This is a genomic window from Mycoplasma enhydrae (assembly GCF_017116825.1).
Classification (GTDB): Bacteria; Bacillota_I; Bacilli_A; order Mycoplasmatales; family Metamycoplasmataceae; genus Metamycoplasma; species Metamycoplasma enhydrae.
Window position 1 is genome coordinate 135730 of the sequence record NZ_JAFIRD010000001.1, and the last position, 19493, is coordinate 155222.

Genomic DNA, 19493 nt, shown 5'->3' on the forward strand with positions numbered 1-19493 from the left:
TTATATTATCCCCTTCATATTTAAAATTTGTTCAAACTGTGAACCATCAATAAGTTCACCATTATATGAAAAAAATCTATTTTGACCCATTTTTCGTTCTGACTTATCATTTAGTGCATAATTCATTCCATGGCTAAATAACTCCTTGGTGACGAAAACTTGACTATCATTTGCACCCCAGCCCAAGTTAACTAAAAATCTTCCGTCTCTATTTGCTCCATAAGCCACAATTACATGGCCATCTTTACCTGTGGAACCTGGAGAATAAAGCCCAGCTAGGGCTGTTGGAGTTTTATTATAAACTATAGTTGACCATGATTTACCAAAAAATGAATAGTCCCCTCAATGTGAATAATTAATTTTTCCTTGTTGTCATTTATTTTTTAAAAAACTATCAACAATATATTTAAGATTTCATCATTTATCAACACCAGTAGCAAATCATGTTTTTTGATATAAATATTTTGTAAAATCAGGTTTTAATGTAGGTAAATGATTGCTGTCTAAATAATTAGAATGATATATATCTTCTCCTGGTCTAACAAATTCTTCTTTTTCTCAATCGTTAAAATAATTTGAGTTATAAAAAAGCATTCTATACATTATCAATAAATTCATAGCAATATAGCCACACAACCCAGATTCTGGAGATTGACCATAGTATTTTCCCTTATAGTAAGGTTCAATGTTTGAATAATCTTTATAAATTTGATATCCACTGCCGTCCAAATATCCATGATTATTAGAGCCACTTAGTTTAAAATATCAAGAATATGGTACTTCATAATCAGCATATACAAATGGTGCTTTTTCACTTTGACCTTTTGGTCATTCAAATTCTGGTTTTCCACGGTTTTGTGAACTTTTGTAATCTAAATTTTCAATTTTCAAATTTAATGAGTTTTCGTCATTATTGTAAAATATTTCTTTTTTAAAATTTGACTTTAATTCTTTATTATCTTTGTCTAATATTTTAATATCATTTAAATATTTATATAAAAGTTTTTCATTTTGAACTTCTTTATCTAAATTTAAATATTTTTTACTAAAAGGATTCACTTCAATTATTTTCCCATTTGCTAAGCTTATTATTGAATATCCTCTTTTTTCATAAACAACTAATAAAGATCTTAAATTTTTATCAACTTGTAAGTATTTTGTAAATTTAATTTTAACATCTTTCGTTCTAGTAATTTTTTTATAATCTTCTAGAACAATTTTTTTGGCTAATGAAATATTAATCTCATTATTTTTTTCTAATTTTGAACTAATGATAGTAAAAGGTAAACTTAGTATAGTACTTCCTAAAAATAAAAGTTTCTTCATTTTACACCTCCAATTTAGTTTTTTCATATATGAAAAATGCGCTTCATATACCCTAATTCTAACATTGACATAATAATTTCGATATTTTTTTAATCTGTTGAAATTTGATTTTTTAGTTTTATAAATAAAAATTCAAGCCTCCAGCATTAGCTAAGAAAACTTGAATTTTTTTATATAAAATTTATTCTAAATCAGCTTTTAAATATTTTATAAAATGGTTAACTTCATCGGCGTCAAAAAGTAATTTTAAAATTTCTAAAGCAAATTCTAAAGAGGCTGAAGGACATCTACCTGTTACAATTTTTTTATCAACTGTGACATCATTTTTATTCCTTTTTAAGCCTTCTTTAAAATTTGAACTAATTGGATATGAACTATAATTGATAGAATCATCAATAATGTTGTTTTCATACAAAACATTAGGGGCATCGCAAATAGCAAATATATATTTATCACTATTTTTAAATTGTCTAATGATATCTAAAGATTCTTTATCCTTTCTTAGTGTTTGAGCTCCAGAGCCACCAGGAATGAAAATTGCATCATATTCATCTAAATTAACTTGATTTTCACAACTCAATTTTAGTACATTACCTTGACCAATAACTTCTTTAGTATTTAGGTCAGGATTAAAAATTGTAATTTTTTCAAAATGCTTAAAGTAATTAAAGATTGAATATGTTGTTCCTAGTTCAATATCATTAAAACCATTATGTGCCAAAATTAATAATTTCATATTATTATTACATTCTTTCTGGAATATCTAGATCCATTAATCTCATAGCATCAGCTAAAACTGTTTTAACTGCTTTAACTAAAGCTGCATAACTTTGTTCATTATTTGAATCTAGAACCTTAACATTTGAATAAAATGAATTAAACGCTCTAGCTAGTTTTAATAAGTAAGGTGGTAATAAATTAACTTTATAGTTTTTTGCCATTGTTGTGATTAGATCTGGGTATTCTTTTAATTCTGCAACTAATTTTTGTGAATACTCGTCGCTTAAATCTGTAGCTTGAGGATTTTCATAAGATAATTTTTCCAATAATTGAACACAACGTGCATGAGCATATTTAATAATATACATAGAGTTACTTTCATCAGCGCTAGTAACTTTTTTAATATCAAAATCAATTTTTGAATTATATGATCTTTCAATTAAAAAGAATCTTATGGCATCTTTGCCAACTTCATCCATTAATTCTCTTAGAGTTAATGAAGTTCCAAGACGCTTAGACATTTTAATTTCCTTACCATCTTTCATAACTCTAATTAATTGAAATAAGATAACTTCAAATTGATCTCTACGGTATCCTAAGTCTTCAAAAGCAAATTTTACACGCTCCACATATCCGGAGTGGTCTGCTCCTCAAACGTCGATTATGATTCCTTTTTCAGGGTCGTTTAGTTGTTTAAATTTTTGTTCATGATATGCAATATCTGCACATAAATAAGTTGAATCACCATTAGTTTTGATGATTACACGATCCTTATCATCTTTACCACCTTTAGTGGTTTGTAATCAAGTGGCACCATCTTTTTTATATGTTGTTTTAAGTCTTCTAATAGCTGGTCAAACTAAATCATTTTCATATTGAGAAGTTTCAGATGTATAAACATCAAATCAAACTCCAAATTTTGCTAAATCTTTTTCAATGTTTTCTAAAGCAAAATCTCTACCAAATTTTCTAAATAGTTTTTCAATTTCAGCTGTATATTCAACACCTTTATATTTCTCTTTTTCTTTTTCATAAAATGCTTGAGCAAATTCAATAATGTCTCCGCCACGATAAGCATCTTCAGGTAATTCATAATTTTTGTCAAAAATTTGTTGGTATCTTGAATAAATTGAAATAGCCAACTTGTTCATTTGGTTACCATAATCATTAACTACATATTCTCGAATTACTTTATGACCGGCCTTTTCTAAAATTTTTGATAATGTTGCTCCGATTGCTGCATTTCTAGCATGTCCAATATGTAAATATCCTGTTGGATTTGCCGAAACAAATTCAACATTAATTTTGCCTTTATTTTCTTTTGAACCACTTCCATATTCATCGCCTAATTTATTAATCAAATTAACAGTATCAGCAATAACTGAATCTGAAACTCAAAAATTAATAAATCCTGGTTCAGCTATCTTAATTTCTGAAATTTCTTTGTATTTATTTAAGTCAATATTTCTAACAATCTCTTGAGCTATTTCTGTTGCTTTTTTTGCTAAATCCTTTTGCAATGTTAAAGCAATATTTGTAGAATAATCTCCGTAGTTTTTTGCCTCCGTTAAAACTACTGGTTTGTTTATTTTTAGTTTTTCTAAAGCTTCTTTTATTGAGCTTATAATTATATCTTTAGCCGTTTTCATAACATTAATATTATATAATTAAAATCATATATTTAGGGACTTTTGTAATCGTTAAATAATTTAAAAATTGATGCTAAATTTTGAACTAATAAACTAAAAATTAAATTTAAGTATAATTTAATAATATGAAAAATTTAAGAAGATATTATCTATGTGGGCCTACTGTTTATAATTATCCCCATATTGGAAATTTAAGACCTACAGTTACTTTTGATTTAATGATAAGAGCGCAAAGATTTTTAGGTCAAAATATTTATTATTTAACTAACATTACTGACATTGATGACAAAATAATTAAAAAGGCAGCTGCAGAAAATACAACTGAATATGAAATAACACAAAAATATACTGAATATTATTTAGAATTATTTAAAACTTTTAATTTACAAAAGCCAGATAAAATTGTAAAAGTAACCGAATCACTTAATGATATTTATGAATATATTAATAAAATGTTGCAAAATAATTCAGCTTATCAAATAAATGGAAATGTATTTTTTGATTTACACAAATATAAAAGTGAATATGGTTCAATAAGCAATCAAAAAATGGATAATCTTATTAATAATGAAGAAGAACATTTAAACAAAAAAAACAGTGAAGATTTTGCACTATGAAAATCAACAACAAAAGGAATTAAATTTGACAGTCCTTTCGGTCTAGGTAGACCTGGATGACACACTGAATGTAGTTGTTTTATATCTAAATATTTTGGAAATGAAACTATAGATATTCATGGTGGCGGAATCGATTTAATTTTTCCACACCATGAAAATGAAAATATACAGCACTATGCCATATATGGAAAGGCTCTTGCTAAAAAATGAATGCATTTTGGAACACTCAATTATAAAAATCAAAAAATGTCAAAATCAATCGGAAACTTAATTTTTCCACATAATTTTTTAAAAAAGTATGATGCTGATACATATAAATTATTAATGTTAACTACTAATTATTCAAAACCTATTAATTTAACTGATGATTTATTAGTAGCTAATCAAAATATAATTGATAAATTTATTTTGTTAAAAAACAGTTTGGTATTGCAAAATTATCAAGTTACAAAAAATGAAAATTTAATCAAAGAAGTAATTAATTATGTTGCTGATTTGAATTTTTCAGAAGCTTATAAAAATATTATTAAATTATCGAAAAACAAAGATACAGTTGGAAGTTTTATTGAAATTATGAAAATTTTAGGTTTTTCTTTTGCTACTAAAAACCTAAGCCAAGAAGATATAGATTTATATGACAAATGAAACATTTTAGTAAAAAATAAAAACTATGAAGAAGCTGATTTGATTAGAAACACACTAAAAGAAAGAAAAATTATCTAATGAAAAATCTTATTTATGGAAAAAATTCAGTGATTGAGGCTATTAATAATAATTTTCCTATTAAAGAAGTTTATTTATTAAAAAGTAGTGATGCTAAATTAATTAAATTTAAAAATATTAAATTTTTAAGTCTTAATGAAATGAATAGAATGGTAAATGGCAATCACCAAGGCTTTATTGCTAAAATCAGTGATTTTCAATATTATGATATTGGAACTATCATAAAAGATAAACCCGAAGTAGTTTTAATTCTTGATCATATTCAAGACCCACAGAACTTTGGGGCTATTATGAGGTCAGCTAATGTTTTTGGAATTAAACACATAATTATTCCAAAAGATCGCGCTGTAGATGTTAATTCAACCGTACTAAAGATTTCTTCAGGGGGATTTAAAAACATTAAAGTAATAAAAGTAGGAAGTCTATTAGACGCAATTGAGTATTTGAAAAAAAATGAATTTTGAATTTATGCTACTGCTTTAGATAATAAGGCTAAAGATTTAGCTAAGGCTAATTTTAATGCTCCTAGTGCCATAATTATGGGTAATGAAGCCACGGGTGTATCAAAGACATTGCTCAAAAAATCTGATGAAATTATTTTTATTAATCAAAAAAGCGAATCAGTTCAATCACTTAATGTATCAGTTTCCACTGGCATTGTACTTTATGAGCTAACAAAAAACAAACTATAAAAAACACATTCATTTTGCCTTTTGTGCGATGAATGTGTTTTTATTTATATATATAATTTTTGAAATTAATTTAAAGTAACTTTTGTACCGATTTTTTCAGCAATAATGTTTTCTAAATCCTTTAGGTCACCGATGAATGCAGCTTTTCCGCCTTCTTCAACGAATTTAATAGCTGCTTGCACTTTTGGTAACATACTTCCTGGTGCAAATTGATTTTCGCCAATATACTTTTCAATTTCAGCTTTTGTAACATGTTTTAAGTTCTTTTGGTCTGGTTTACCAAAATTTACTTTAACATAGTCAACAGCTGTTAAAACTATAAAATAATCAGCTTTAGCTAATGCAGCCATTTTTGCCAATGCAAAGTCTTTGTCAATAACTCCATCAACACCTTCGATAAAACCATTTTTATCTTCAACTGTTGGTATACCACCGCCACCACCTACGATAACTGTAGCACCTGCATTGATTGAGTTAATCATTTGGTTAATACCTACAAAGTTAATTGGTTTTGGTGAAGCAACAACTTTTCTAAAACCACGACCTGCATCTTCAACTATTACACTGTTAGGGTTTGCAGTTTCAGCTTCAGCTTTTGAAGCAAAGAAAGGACCAATTGGTTTAGTTGGGTTTAAGAAAGCTGGATCTTTAGGATCAACTAATGTTTGAGTTAAAAGATATAAAACTTCCTTATTTTTTAAACCTTCTTCTTTAAATGCATTAGTAATAGCATTAACCATGTGGTAACCAATGTATCCTTGTGACATAGCGCCAGCTTCTGGCAATGGTACTAAAGGTGATTTTGCATTTACTGAAGCAGCACTTACAAAACCATTAAAAATCATACCAACTTGAGGTCCGTTACCATGTCCAACAATGACTTCGTGACCAGCTTTTACTAATTCAGCTATTTTTTTAGCTGGAATTTTAACTAGTTCTTTTTGCTCTGCTGGATTATTTCCTAAGGCATTTCCGCCTAAAGCAATAACTATTCTACTCATAATTAGTATCCTATTGTAGCTAAAATAACTGCTTTAATTGTGTGCATACGGTTTCCAGCTTGTGAAATTGATTTGTTGTATTTTGATTGGAATACTTCATCTGTAACTTCCATAGCTCCGGTTGCAACAACTGGGTATTTTTTACCTAATTTTTCTTTAATTTCAGATGAGAATAAAGTTTTGTCATCGTGGAATGCAGGTAGACAGTGTAAGAAAATTACATTTTCTTTTGCAGCTTTAATCATAGCCATATCAACTTGGAAAGCACCTAATTCTTGAATACGTGATTCAAAAATTTCAAATGGTTCTCCTAGAGATACTCAAACGTCTGTGTAAATTGCATCTGCATTTTTAGCAGCTTCGATTTTGTTATCTGAAAATGATACTGAACCACCGTTACGTTCAAATAATTTTTGAACTGCTTTATAAACTTCTTTGTGGTCTGGTCCATTTTTAACAATTTCTCATTGAGCTTTTGGTCCACATAAAACAATGTGTACACCAAAGAATGCTGCACCAATCATTAATGAACGAGCAACGTTGTTTTTGATGTCACCAGCAAAAACAATTTTCTTTCCTCTTAGGTCTCCAACTTGTTCTTTAAATGTTAAATAGTCAGCTAACATTTGTGTTGGGTGTTCAGCATCTGTTAAGCCGTTTCAAACTGGTACACCTGAATATTTAGCTAAAGCATCAACGTCTGTTTGTTTAAAACCACGGAATTCAATACCGTCATACATTTGTCCTAGAACCATAGCTGTATCTTCAACTGATTCTTTTTTACCAAAGTTTGACCCTGTTGGTCCGATGTAAGTACAACTTGCACCTAAATCAGCAGCAGCAACTTCGAATGCACAACGTGTTCTTGTTGAGTCTTTTTGGAACATAATAACAATGTTTTTTCCTACTAGAGGACGACTGTTTGTATGTAACCCTTGCATTTTAGCTTTTTTAAGATCTCATGAAAGATCTAATAAATAATTAATTTCATCGGTTGTAAAATTTAGAGCTGTGTCTAAACTACGACCTTTTAAATTCATTGGCATGTATTTTCTCCTGTATCTTTAAAATGTTTATCTTGACACTTGCTATAAAACAAGTGGCTTAATTTTATTAATTTAGATAGACTTTTTATAAGTGTTTTCAAAATATTTAAAACACGTCTAAATTATAACAATTTTTTACGATTTAATTTTTATTATCTATAAGATAAAACACCTAATTTTAGATTACAATCATTTGATATTAAAAAATAGAAGGGCTTGAAATTTTTCCCCTCTATTTTTGATTTTTTTTCGAAAGTTCACTGTTAATTTTTTTCAATTCTTCTAAGATCATTTCTTCAGTTGTTGGTGCAGGTTCTGCTTCTGGTTCAATTGGTTGTTTTTTGGCTTTTTTGTATTGAATTAAGTTTCTTATAAAGAATACTAAAAATAAGCCAATAAATATAAATGTTGCCACAATTACAAATGATAATAATGCAGCCAAAAATTTACCTATTAATACAGGGCCTACTTTTCATTCTGCTAAATTGTCAACCTTAAATACATTAGCAATTGCTGCCATAATAACGTCATTAGCCAATGAATTAACAACTGCTCCAAATGCAGCTCCTAGTAATAAACCAATGGCTAACATAAACATGTTGCCACGAACAATTACTGCTTTAGCATCTTTAAAAGATTTCTTACAATAGTGCTTTTTTTCTTCTAGTTCTTTTTTTGTCATAATTTCACCAATATAATTAAAGCACTAAACTTGAATTGTCTTATCTCTTTTTTTAGCAATTATTAAAATGTTACCAATTCAAGAAACAACTCATAGTGGAATTGGCAAGATTGTTGAAACTAATAGTTGAATTTTTCCACTAGCTTGTGAACTCCAGCTTGCGATTGATAAAATAACGATGTCAAATATATAAGTTAAATAAGCTAATATAATTCCGCTAATTGCTAAATAAAAATATTTTTTATTTGTTGCAAAAAGTGATTTTAGGTCTTGAAATAGAATGTCTAAATTTGTTTCATCATATGATTTATTATTCACCTTTATAAAGTTTAAAAAATTTGTAACAAAAAAATATATACCGACAGTGATTAAAATAATTGCTACAAATTTTAGTATTAAATTTACAATAGAAAAGCTTCTTTCGCTTGTCATAAATGCCTCCATATTTTTTTAGTGGATATTGATAATTATAATTATATATTTTGTTAAAATAATTAAGACTATATCTTTTTATATTTTTTATATATAATACACAAAAAACGGAGGAATGATATGAAACCAACGAAAATTTTTGGTTTAGGGGGAATGCAAGAAATTGGTAAAAGTACCTTAATTATTGAATATGATAAACATATTTTTATTATTGATACTGGAATTAAGTTTTGTGATACATTCGTAACAGGAATAAATGGCTCAATTCCTGATTTTAGCTATTTAGCTGAAAATCAAGACAAAATTGAAGGTTTATTTATAACACATGGGCACGAAGACCACATTGGTGGTGTACCTTATTTAGTTCAACAAGTGGACATTAAAAGAATTTATGCACCAAGAATTGCAATTCAATATTTAAAGCTAAAATTTGCTGATATGAAAATTAAAACTAATGTTGAATTTATCGAAATTCATAAAGACTTAGTAGTTAATTTTGACGATTGTTCTGTTGATTGATGAACAGCTCAACATTCAATTCCTGATGCTTTTGGAGTTAGAGTTAAAACTCCTAATGGTAGTCTAATGATGACGGGTGATTTTAGATTTGATTACACTCCGATTGGTAATTTAACAGATTTTTCTAAACTTAAACAAATGGGCGATGAAGGGTTAGATGTACTTTTTTCAGATTCTACTAACTCAATGCGTCCTAATCACTCACCTTCTGAAAGTGATATTTTAAAGGACATTAAAAAATACATGCTTGAAGCTGAAAGAAAAATAATTGTTACTGCTTTTGCTTCAAACTTGACAAGAATTAAGGCAATTATTGAATTAGGAGCAACATTAGGCAAAAAAGTAATTCCTTTTGGAAGATCAATGGTTGATAATGTTGATATTGGTCGAAGACTAGGATATATAAATGCTCCAGATGAAGTTTTTATTGACAAAAAAAACATGTCTAAATATAATGAAAATGAACTATTAATCTTAACAACAGGTTCTCAAGGTGAAGAAATGGCTGGGCTAGCTAAAATGTCATTTGGTAAACATCCTAATGTAACTATCAAACCAAAAGACACAATAATTTTTTCATCCAGTCCTATTCCTGGCAACAGATCTAAGTGTGAATTATTAGTTAATAGATTATACAAATTAGGTGCAATAATCAGAGAAAACGGTGTAGATGGTTATTTACATACCTCTGGACACGCTTATAAAGATGAACACCTTAAGATATTTGAATTAACTAGACCTAAATATTTCATTCCTTATCATGGTGAATATCGTATGAGTGTAGTTCATGGATATACAGCAATAGAAAGCGGTTTGGAACCAAATAATGTTATAGTAGCGAATTTAGGTGATGTTTATTATTTACAAAATCACAAAATTTCTTTAGCTGAAGAAAAAGTATATTTCGGACCCGTTTTTATTGATGGAAACGTTTTATCTAAAACTAATTCTCAAATCATGAAGGAAAGAATGGAATTAGGCCAAAACGGTTTCATTAATGTAATTGTGGCTATAAATAAAGAAAAGAAAATAATTTTAGGCAAGCCAAGAATTATTTCAAGAGGTGCTTTTTTTGTAAAAAATTCATTGCACTTAGTAGAAGAAGCAAAACGTTTGGTTCATGGAGCAATTCTTTATACTATTAAAAATGAAAAAGAATGAACTATTCCGCAATTAAAACAATTAATTATTGACAGATTAGATCCTTTCTTTTATAAAAATAAAAGACGTAATATAGTTATTCTTCCAACTATTTTATTAACCAATGAAATTAATAAAGAATCTAAAAATAATTCGGAAACTAAAAAAGATGATAAAAAACTTAAAACTAGAACTAAATCAATTAAACAAACTAAAAGAACAAATGAGCTAAATAAAAAAACTCAAAGTAAAAGAAAACAAAATAGTATTAAAGTTCAAAAAGAAAATGAAAAATAAGACCCGTCGTTTTATGGCGGGTTTTAAATTATATTTTTTAGAAATTCCAATAGCATAATTTTTATTTTTAGAACTTCCGGTTCTTTAGATTCTATAATAAAAGATTTTAAATCTCTACTTAGTCAGTATAATGACCTTAATAGTTCAATGTTTTTTGAATCTTGTGAATGTTTTGAACACAAAAAACCACCCTTATAAAACTCAAAATCGATAATGTTATCAACATTATTGCATTCTACACATTTATGAAATATAGGTCTGAGTCCATTAATTTCAGTTATTTTTAATAAAAAATAAGAAATACAATGAATTGGACTAGATTCAATGTTGTCTAATATTTGTTTATATGCACTAATCAAAATTTCTAAGTTATTATTTGGAGTTTGTTTTTTTAAAAAATGACCAATAGTTTTAAAATTTTCTTGCAAGTGTTCTGAATATGGAAATGCTTTAATTAGAGTTGCTCTTTTAAGAGTGCTAAGTCCATTAGGATTTTTTGAACTAATTATTTCAAAGTTTATTAATGATAATAACTGAAGATTTAGCCGGTTTTTTGAAGTTCCTTTTTGAATTCCTTTTGCATATAAGCTAATAATGTTTTTGCTAAACAACACTTGAATAATTGCATCATTTTCAAGGTGTGGTTTGATGCTTAATAATATTCCTAAATCCTCATATTCTTTGTGTTCCATAATATTTATAATTATTACAAATTATTGAAAAAGAAAATAAAAAAAGCAACGACCTATCTTCCCTAATGGTATTTTCGGCACTGAAGGTCTTAACTGCTGAGTTCGGAATGGAATCAGGTGGGCCCCTTCGTTATGGTTGCTATGTTTAATATTATATATTAATTTTTTTTATTTGCAAAAAAAAGTTAAAAATTTTTTCGATTATATTTTGCAACAATTTTTTTAAGCTTTATTAATGAATGATTTAGGGAAGATCTTGATTTTACTATATTGTGTTCTTCTAAAATAGAAGCTAAATCGGTTAGGCTTAAATCCAAGTTTTTTTTCTTTATATTAAAAAATTTCATTTCATCAATTCCAAAATATGAAATTAAATTGTTTTGTTCTATAAATTCAAGGTTTTTTAAAAAAACAACATTAGCATTAGCAATTCTTTGTTGATTATAAACATCAAAATTTGTTATTCTATTAATATTATTTAAATAATCTCTTTCAATTTTATATTCTTCTAATTTGAAATAAGAATTAATAGCTTCGATAGCTTTTAAAAAATCGCATATATTCTCGATTTTTTTAATGTAAGTAATGTATTTTTTATCTCGCTTGATTAATTTAAAATTTAAATTATATTTGTTCAAAATTTTGACACATTCACTAGCTATAGAAAAATCATAATATTTAAGTTCCAAGTGATTAGAAAGACTTTTAAAATTTGAAACTGAACCACTAGATAAAAATATTCCTGAAAAATAATCCCTTTCCATTTTTAATTTCGAATTTAAAAAAGTGGCCTTAATTATGCAAAATTCATTTTTATGAGGTTGATAATATTTGACATTTAGTTCATCTAAAATCTTTCTAACAAAAGTATATAAATCTTTATTATTAATAATTAATTTAAATTCGCCTTGTTCAATTTTAGAAGTAGCAAAAATGCCACTAAGCAAATTCATTTTTTCTTGTCTTTTCAGTGGTCGATTCATTATTTCTTCTTTGATAGTTAAACTAAATGTTTTATTTTCCATATTTATTTAAATTATATTAATTTAAGTTAATAAATTAACAAAATTGAAGCTTTATATGTATAACAAAAAAATTCAAGTTTACTAGCACTTAGTTTAAAAGTGTTAAAACTTGAAATTCTAAATTATTTTAAGTCTTTTAATTGTGGGAATAGTAAAATGTCTCTTATTGAGTCATTTTCAGTTAATAGCATTATTAATCTATCAATTCCGATTCCACATCCACCTGTTGGAGGTAAACCATATTCTAAAGCATTAACAAAATCTCAATCAATTTCATTAGCTTCTTCGTTACCGTTTTCTCTTTCATCTAGTTGTGATTCAAATCTTTCAAGTTGGTCAATTGGATCTGAAAGTTCGGTAAACATATTAGCAAATTCTTTTGTTCCAATGAATAATTCAGCTCTTTGAGTAAATCTTTCATCATCTTTTTCCTTGAATGCTAATGGGCTAATTTCAATAGGATGACCATAAACGAAAGTAGGTTGAATTAAAGTATCTTCAATATATTTTTCAAATAGATCATTAATTACGTGACCTAATTTATAGTATTTTTCAGTTTTAATGTTGTGTTTTTTAGCTAGTTCAATTGCTTGTTTATCATCTAATTTTCTAACATCAACTCCAATTTTTTCACTAATAGCATCAACCATGTTGATTTTAGCAAATGGAAATTTAAATTCAATGTCATGTCCGTTAAATTTAACTTTTTTAATACCTAATTTTTCAGTTAAGTGTTTAAAAACGCCTTCGGTACGTTCCATCATACCTCACATATCCGAATATGCTTCATAAAATTCAATTGAAGTAAATTCAGGGTTATGAGTACTATCTACACCCTCATTTCTAAAAATACGCCCAATTTCATAAACTCTTTCAAGTCCACCTACAATACATTTTTTTAATGGTAATTCAGTAGCAATTCTTAAATAAAAATTACTATTTAAAGCATTATAAAATGTTACAAAAGGTTTTGCAGCAGCTCCACCTAAAATCGGTTGTAAAACAGGAGTGTCAACTTCAAGGTAATCTAAATTATCAAAAAACTCTCTAACACCTTTAATAATTTTTGATCTTAAAATAAAAGTGTTTTTTGATTCTTCGTTAACTATGGTATCAACATAACGATGTCTTCTACGTTCTTCAGGATCTACTAAACCATGATATTTATCAGGTAAGGGTTTTAAAGCTTTAGTTAATAAAGTAATTTTTGAAGACTTAACCATCAAAGCATCAGTATTTGTTTTTGATACATAACCTTCAACACTAATAATATCGCCTAAGTCAAGTTGTTTTAAAACCTCTAATGAAATTTCATCTAGAGATTTTTTATCAACATAAACTTGCATACCTCCATAACGGTCTTGTAGCACTAAAAAAGGACCTCTTTGAGTCATTACACGACCATTAAATATAACATTTTGCTTTTTTGCTTCTATTTGGTCTTTAGTTTTTGAGGCATATAAATTGTTAATTTCTTTAGAGCAAATAGTAGGCTTAATTGTTGCATTAAATGCTCTAATATTTTTATTAGCTAATTGTGAAATTTTTGATCTTCTAACTTGTTCTTGTTCTGAGTATTTTCTTTCCATAAAAATAAATTCTAAGTCTTTCTATTAATCGTAATAGGGAATAATATGAATGTGAGTTCTAAACACAGTTTGATCAGCACTTTCATTATTATTAACTGTTAATTTAAAGCCTGAGGCATTTAATTTTTCTGTTTGTTCAACAGCTAATTCTCTTGCTTTTTGGAACAATTTAGCTAGGGTTTCGTTATCAATATCATATAAATTTCGTGAATATTTTTTAGGTATTACTAAAAAATGCCCTTTTTCAACTGGATCTATATCTAAAATTGCAATCACATCTGCATCTTCATAAATAATTGTCGCTGGAATTTCTCTATCAATAATTCTCTGAAATGTGTCTTTTTCCATTAAATTCATCCTTCTGTTTTTAGAATATCTGAAATTGTTTTGTTTTGTGATTCTAATTTAAAGCCTAAGTTACCTGTAATGTATTTATTTACTTCTCTAAATAAAGTATCTCCTTGAGTTAAAACAATGTGGTTAGCTAAAATATCTTGTTGATCTGCATCGTTTCATGGAGTTTCTTCAAGGGTAAAAATACTTTTTTCTTTTGTTTTGCCTTCATTATCCTTAATTGATTTTTTAAGATATGAAGGAGCTATTTTAACAACATAAGCTGCTTCTATTTTCTTGCCATCTTTACTAATCATAGTAACATGCGCAGGTAATTTATCTAGATTATATTTTTTACCTTCAGTTTGATCAATAAATTTATTAGTTTTATATTCTAAGTCAATGTTTAATGAAATTTCATGTCTCTTAGCTAGTTCTTTAATGTTTAAAGTAACTGGAACTCTTAGAACACCATCTTTTTCACCAGTAAATTTAATTGAACTATTAATTTCAAATTGCAATGTATATACAATCGAATTTACAACTACTGTTTTGGTAAATAATTTTTCATTTTTGGAATCTCTAACAAGACCTATAAATTCAACATCTTTAGCACTAAATGAAGTGTCTTTATTAACTTTATCTTGTTTTGCTTTTAATTGAGCACTTGCTAATAAGGCTGGTCATTTGTCCGCTGTTTTTAAAATTTCTCTAAATTTAAAGTGATCTTGGTCATAAACTTTTTGAGTTTTAGGATCTAAGAACCCAAAAATTGGAGATTTATGTCTTTGTATTGTATAAATACTTGTTGATAAATCACCTGATGATTCTTTATTGGTTATTATTCCATTATATGCTCTTAGATTTTTTAGATCATAATTTTCAGATGCACCAGTTTTAAGTATATATTCTGGGTGTTTTGCTGCTGGATTATAATCAAATTTTGGTTTTTCTGATGGATTATAACGAGCTAGATTGTTAAAATCTTCAAATGATTTAACATTAGTTTTACCTTCTCTTAAATCCATGTTTTGGTCATCACTGAAACTTCATTTTTGAATCAATGAATTTTCAACTAAATATTTAATTAAGTATAAGTTTGATGCTGAAAAGTCTAAAGCATTATAAATATCTTTTTTAGTTGAAGAAGTAGAATCTTTTTTCATTTCTTTTTCTAAGCTAACTTGATATTTATCTAAGCCTTTGTCATTTAATGAAAGTTTTTTATACTCTTCTCTTGATTTTAGTAGATATATTTTTGCAACTAGAAGTTTTTCTAATTGAAGTCTGATATTTTTTGCCAAAAACTTTGAATTATTCATTAAGAAAATAAATTCATCTTCACTTGGCAATTTTCCAATTTCAGGATTATATTGAGTTGTATCAATATTTAATTTAACAAAATCATTTTTTATATTTCAAAAGAATTGTGGGTTTGAATCTACTTCTTTATTAGCATAGAATTTAAAAATGTTATATATGTCTTTATGAAATTGTGAAGTTTTATTATTAATTAGCGCAAGAACAGGGTCTTTTTCAGGTGCTCTATTTGCTTCAGGTAAAAGCTTGATTTCTTCTTGATAAAAACTTCCTAAATATGTATTAACAATAGATAAAAGAATTTGATTTTTCGATGTAGCTTCTTTTAAAAATCCACTTTGAAAACCTGGTGTTTCTTTTTTGGTTGAATTATCGGTTTTGCCACAAGATGCAGAAATAGCAGCAATAGGTAATACTGTTGCAGAAGGAGCTAAAACTCATAATATTTTATTTATTTTTTTCATAATATTTTATTCCTTTTCTTACTAGTTACCTAGCACATATTTAACAATTAAATTAAATAAATAATCAGTAATATTAGCATCTATGTTGTGTGGTGAAATAGTGTATTTGTTTTTAGTTTGGTCATATTTATAATCAAGTACTAAACCAAGGTTAATTTGGTTTTTAATATAATCATCAATTTGTTTATATTTGTTTGCTATTGATGTACTTTGATTACTAATTTCTATTGTTTTAATGTAATCCTGTGCTGCTTTAATATCATCATCATTAAACTTCTTAGCTTTATCAGAATCAATTGGTGTATATTCTTGTTCTTTAATGTAATTTTTGAATTTTTCTTGACTTAAAAGTTCATTTAGCTGAAATGAAGTGTTTAAAATGTCTGAAAAAATCTTAGTTAAATCAAATAATTCTGTTGTAAATGTTGGAGAATAGTTTGCTTTTGATTTAATTGTCAGGTCTTTAACAATAAGTTGTTTAATTTCTTCTTCTTTATCAAATTTATGTAAGTTTTGAATTAAAATTCCTTTTTCATTTAAGGTTACAAAATTTTCGCCCACTTTATAAATTGCATCAACTTTATTTTTTTCATTTCCAGAGGTAAACACTGTTTTGAAAGCATTACCAAATGCCTTAGCAAATTTTTTGTCATCTAAGTCATTAATTATTCTTTCAATTTCAGAATTGTGCTTGCCGTATTCTTTATCATATTCAGTACTTTTGTTTTCGGCTTTTGGCTCTTGTTCTAAAGCACCTTTTAATTTAGCTTTATAAGTTGATTCTAAATTAACAAAATCTTCAATAAGGAAAAATTCTTTTAGTAATTCAGTTTTTAGCTTTTTAAATAAATCATCTTTTTGTTTATATTTGAATACACCTTTATTAGCTTTGCCATCTCCTGATATCATTGATAACATATTTAAATATACAGAAGGTTCTGAAGTAGAAATTGTTTGTTTTAAATTAATAAATCCTTTTGAACCAAATTTATCAGCATTTGTTTTATCAGCAGATAAGGCTTTAATTAGTTTTTTATCATTTGTAGCTTGTTTTTCATCAGCACTAGTAATATTTCCAGATTTAATTAATGTACTAAATCCTTTGAATTCGCCTAAACCATCAATTCCTAATTTAATTTTAACTGTTGTATCTGATTCATCATAAGCTGCAAATTTTAAAAGATTAATAATTTCAGCTTTTGTAACTATTCAAGGTTTTTCTGAACCTTTTTGGTCTTGATGAGCACTTAGAGAAAATTCAGACAAAATACCTTGCCCCTTTGAAATTCAAGGAGCAATAAATCTATTAGCATTTTTATATTCTTTAACAAAAGATTTAGTTACAAACATAGGAATTTTAATTGAGGTTTTAGAATCCTTGTTAACTTCTTCAGAGTCATTAGCAGGTAAAACATAATTTTCATTTTCCTTAGCAAAAGGTAAAATAATGCTTTCACCTTTTTTTGCTATATTAACTCTTTTACCTTTGTATTCATAAAAAACATCTTTGTTTGCAATAATTCCATCTTTTAGATCTTTGTATGTTCAGTCATTATTTACTTCAGTTTCGAATCTTCTAAAAGCATGTTTTTTAATTTCTAAGTTTAGTTTATGTTCAATTGCTTCACTCTCGTTCTTAGATTTTCCTCATTCTTCACTATTAAGTCTTTCCTTGAATTTTTCTTCTCATTTTTTTTCTAAACCATATTGCTTTTGAAATTGCTTTTTAAGATCTTCAAGTTCTTTTTTGACTTTTTCTCTAATTTTTTCAACTGAATCTAGTGCAAAAACTTTTTCATCTAATCTTGCCTTGTTTGCATTATAAACAGCTTGATATCATAATGAAGCCTCATATTCTTGTTCATATAGATATTTAGCTGTAAATTTTTCCATTGAATCTGAAATATTTTTATTTTTGTTTGGTTCACTTGGTTTTTTATCAATTTCACCATATTTAGGAGTTACCTTGCCATTTGGTGTTTCGATATTTAAAATTGGACTATTTGAATCAAGTATTTCAGTTGGTGCTGGCAATGCTTTTGAAGCTCTAACTAAAGGAATTGCAATTCCTGCTGCAACTACTGCTGAAATAGCTGTAGTTCAAAAAGTTGCTCATAAAACTTTCTTTCTCTTAGTTTTTTGTTCAGTGGTAGGAGTTTTTTTAACTTTTTCTGCCATCATTAAACCTTTCTTGTAATTTGATTAATGTTAATTACATTCATATTTAATTTATTAAATATAGAATACTATATATTTTACCATTTTTTATACATTTTTAATTTAGTAATGTGAAACATATGTATTTGGTTTATTGCGATAAATAAATGCCTTAAAATAAAGCGAAAAACACTAAAATTTATGATAACAATAAACTAAATATATTCCGTCTTTTAGTTTTTTAGTTTTTAAAAAAATAATTAATTATAATTTTCATATGACTAATATTTTTGAAAATAAAATCAGGATTTTAAAAGAATTTATTGATATATGTAATCAGAATGATATTTGATATAGTTTGGATGAAAATAGCTTATTAGCACTAAAAAATGATCTTTCTTATTGAAATGAAACTGATCATTATGATGTGATGATGACATTTGAATCATATGAAAAATTAAGAAGATTATTTCCTGATAAAATTATTGATTCTGTTAAGCATTCTGATTATTTTTCATTGCAAAATAAATTTGTGCAAGATATAAAAGAAATATATAATGAATGTCCTTTTATTAATATTAATTTGATTATTCCTACAACTACTAAAAAAGCTAAAAAATTTGTTAAATGTCCATTAAAAATTAAAAGTTATATTAATCATTATGCTTCGATGACTAACACTAAAGTTGCTAGTATTAAATCTAAAATAAGATTAGCTAAAACTTTAAAAGGACTAACTAAATCATTTAATTATAAAGATGTTGTAGATTTATTATATGACCAAGAACAAGAAGGTTTTTTAGTTACTTCAGCATTAATTAATAGACATTCATTAAGAAAATGAATTACAAATATTAGTTACAAATTAATAACTATAAATAAGGGTGATTTAGAAATAAAAATTATAAGTGAATACGCTAATTATTTAAGAAATATTTATGGTAAAAATTGAGCTTCAATTGATAATTTAGCCACCAATTATTTACATTGCAACATAATAGATGTAGATAAATATGACACAATTCAAGAACAAAATGAGATATAGAAAACCGAGCAATATGCTCGGTTA

17 protein-coding genes and 1 rRNA gene are annotated in these 19493 nt (G+C 26.8%); 4 read left to right on the forward strand and 14 right to left on the reverse strand.

Features of this window, described 5'->3' with window-relative positions:
* From JXZ91_RS00625 to argS, 3 genes are all read right to left on the reverse strand, one after another.
* Window positions 1-1326 carry a putative cysteine peptidase gene (locus tag JXZ91_RS00625; protein ID WP_205851082.1) on the reverse strand — a complete coding sequence of 442 codons (1326 nt, stop codon included), beginning with the start codon at window positions 1324-1326 and terminating at the stop codon, window positions 1-3.
* Between the two features lie 181 nt (window positions 1327-1507).
* On the reverse strand, window positions 1508-2062 hold the full coding sequence (locus JXZ91_RS00630; RefSeq protein ID WP_205851083.1) for a DJ-1/PfpI family protein: 555 nt from the start codon (window positions 2060-2062) through the stop codon (window positions 1508-1510).
* 7 nt (window positions 2063-2069) lie between these two features.
* Window positions 2070-3695 (reverse strand): arginine--tRNA ligase, encoded by a 1626-nt coding sequence (gene argS, locus JXZ91_RS00635; RefSeq protein ID WP_205851084.1) that lies wholly within the window; start codon window positions 3693-3695, stop codon window positions 2070-2072.
* 125 nt (window positions 3696-3820) lie between these two features.
* Between argS and cysS the strand changes: the two genes are divergently transcribed.
* Window positions 3821-5035, forward strand: coding sequence for a cysteine--tRNA ligase (gene cysS, locus JXZ91_RS00640; RefSeq protein WP_308700624.1), 1215 nt, complete (start codon window positions 3821-3823; stop codon window positions 5033-5035).
* Window positions 5035-5727, forward strand: coding sequence for a 23S rRNA (guanosine(2251)-2'-O)-methyltransferase RlmB (rlmB, locus tag JXZ91_RS00645; protein WP_205851085.1), 693 nt, complete (start codon window positions 5035-5037; stop codon window positions 5725-5727). The genes cysS and rlmB overlap by 1 nt, the downstream gene beginning before the upstream one ends.
* 65 nt (window positions 5728-5792) lie before the next feature.
* Here rlmB and arcC read toward each other — a convergent pair whose 3' ends face one another.
* From arcC to JXZ91_RS00665, 4 genes are all read right to left on the reverse strand, one after another.
* On the reverse strand, window positions 5793-6728 hold the full coding sequence (gene arcC, locus JXZ91_RS00650; protein WP_205851086.1) for a carbamate kinase: 936 nt from the start codon (window positions 6726-6728) through the stop codon (window positions 5793-5795).
* A 2-nt stretch (window positions 6729-6730) separates the two neighbouring features.
* Window positions 6731-7774 carry an ornithine carbamoyltransferase gene (gene argF, locus JXZ91_RS00655; RefSeq protein WP_205851087.1) on the reverse strand — a complete coding sequence of 348 codons (1044 nt, stop codon included), beginning with the start codon at window positions 7772-7774 and terminating at the stop codon, window positions 6731-6733.
* Between the two features lie 232 nt (window positions 7775-8006).
* Window positions 8007-8456, reverse strand: a complete 450-nt coding sequence (locus JXZ91_RS00660; RefSeq protein WP_205851088.1) for a large conductance mechanosensitive channel protein MscL — start codon at window positions 8454-8456, stop codon at window positions 8007-8009.
* Window positions 8457-8480: 24 nt separating this feature from the next.
* Complete coding sequence (locus JXZ91_RS00665; RefSeq protein ID WP_205851089.1) at window positions 8481-8888, reverse strand: hypothetical protein; 408 nt, start codon at window positions 8886-8888, stop codon at window positions 8481-8483.
* A 120-nt stretch (window positions 8889-9008) separates the two neighbouring features.
* Between JXZ91_RS00665 and JXZ91_RS00670 the strand changes: the two genes are divergently transcribed.
* Entirely contained in the window at window positions 9009-10844 is a 1836-nt protein-coding gene (locus tag JXZ91_RS00670) for a ribonuclease J (protein ID WP_205851090.1), read from the forward strand.
* A 23-nt stretch (window positions 10845-10867) separates the two neighbouring features.
* Here the strand turns inward: JXZ91_RS00670 and recO are convergent, their stop codons facing one another.
* The 7 genes from recO to JXZ91_RS00705 form a co-directional block, all read right to left on the reverse strand.
* Window positions 10868-11536, reverse strand: a complete 669-nt coding sequence (recO, locus tag JXZ91_RS00675; protein ID WP_205851091.1) for a DNA repair protein RecO — start codon at window positions 11534-11536, stop codon at window positions 10868-10870.
* Between the two features lie 40 nt (window positions 11537-11576).
* Window positions 11577-11680, reverse strand: a 5S ribosomal RNA gene (gene rrf, locus JXZ91_RS00680).
* A gap of 41 nt (window positions 11681-11721) precedes the next feature.
* Window positions 11722-12561 (reverse strand): DNA-binding protein WhiA, encoded by an 840-nt coding sequence (gene whiA, locus JXZ91_RS00685; RefSeq protein ID WP_205851092.1) that lies wholly within the window; start codon window positions 12559-12561, stop codon window positions 11722-11724.
* 122 nt (window positions 12562-12683) lie between these two features.
* Window positions 12684-14150, reverse strand: a complete 1467-nt coding sequence (gene lysS / locus JXZ91_RS00690) for a lysine--tRNA ligase (RefSeq protein WP_205851093.1) — start codon at window positions 14148-14150, stop codon at window positions 12684-12686.
* 24 nt (window positions 14151-14174) lie between these two features.
* Entirely contained in the window at window positions 14175-14498 is a 324-nt protein-coding gene (gene hinT / locus JXZ91_RS00695; RefSeq protein WP_373422506.1) for a histidine triad protein HinT, read from the reverse strand.
* The gene (locus tag JXZ91_RS00700) at window positions 14498-16267 is read right to left on the reverse strand and encodes a HinT-interacting membrane complex lipoprotein P60 (protein WP_205851095.1); all 1770 of its coding nucleotides are present in this window, start codon (window positions 16265-16267) and stop codon (window positions 14498-14500) included. The genes hinT and JXZ91_RS00700 overlap by 1 nt, the downstream gene beginning before the upstream one ends.
* 21 nt (window positions 16268-16288) lie before the next feature.
* Window positions 16289-18448, reverse strand: a complete 2160-nt coding sequence (locus tag JXZ91_RS00705; protein ID WP_241006047.1) for a HinT-interacting membrane complex protein P80 — start codon at window positions 18446-18448, stop codon at window positions 16289-16291.
* A 253-nt stretch (window positions 18449-18701) separates the two neighbouring features.
* Here JXZ91_RS00705 and JXZ91_RS00710 point away from each other — a divergent pair, with 253 nt between their 5' ends.
* A complete protein-coding gene (locus tag JXZ91_RS00710; RefSeq protein ID WP_205851096.1) occupies window positions 18702-19469 on the forward strand; it encodes a hypothetical protein in 768 nt (255 codons plus the stop codon).
* Window positions 19470-19493 lie beyond the last annotated feature (24 nt).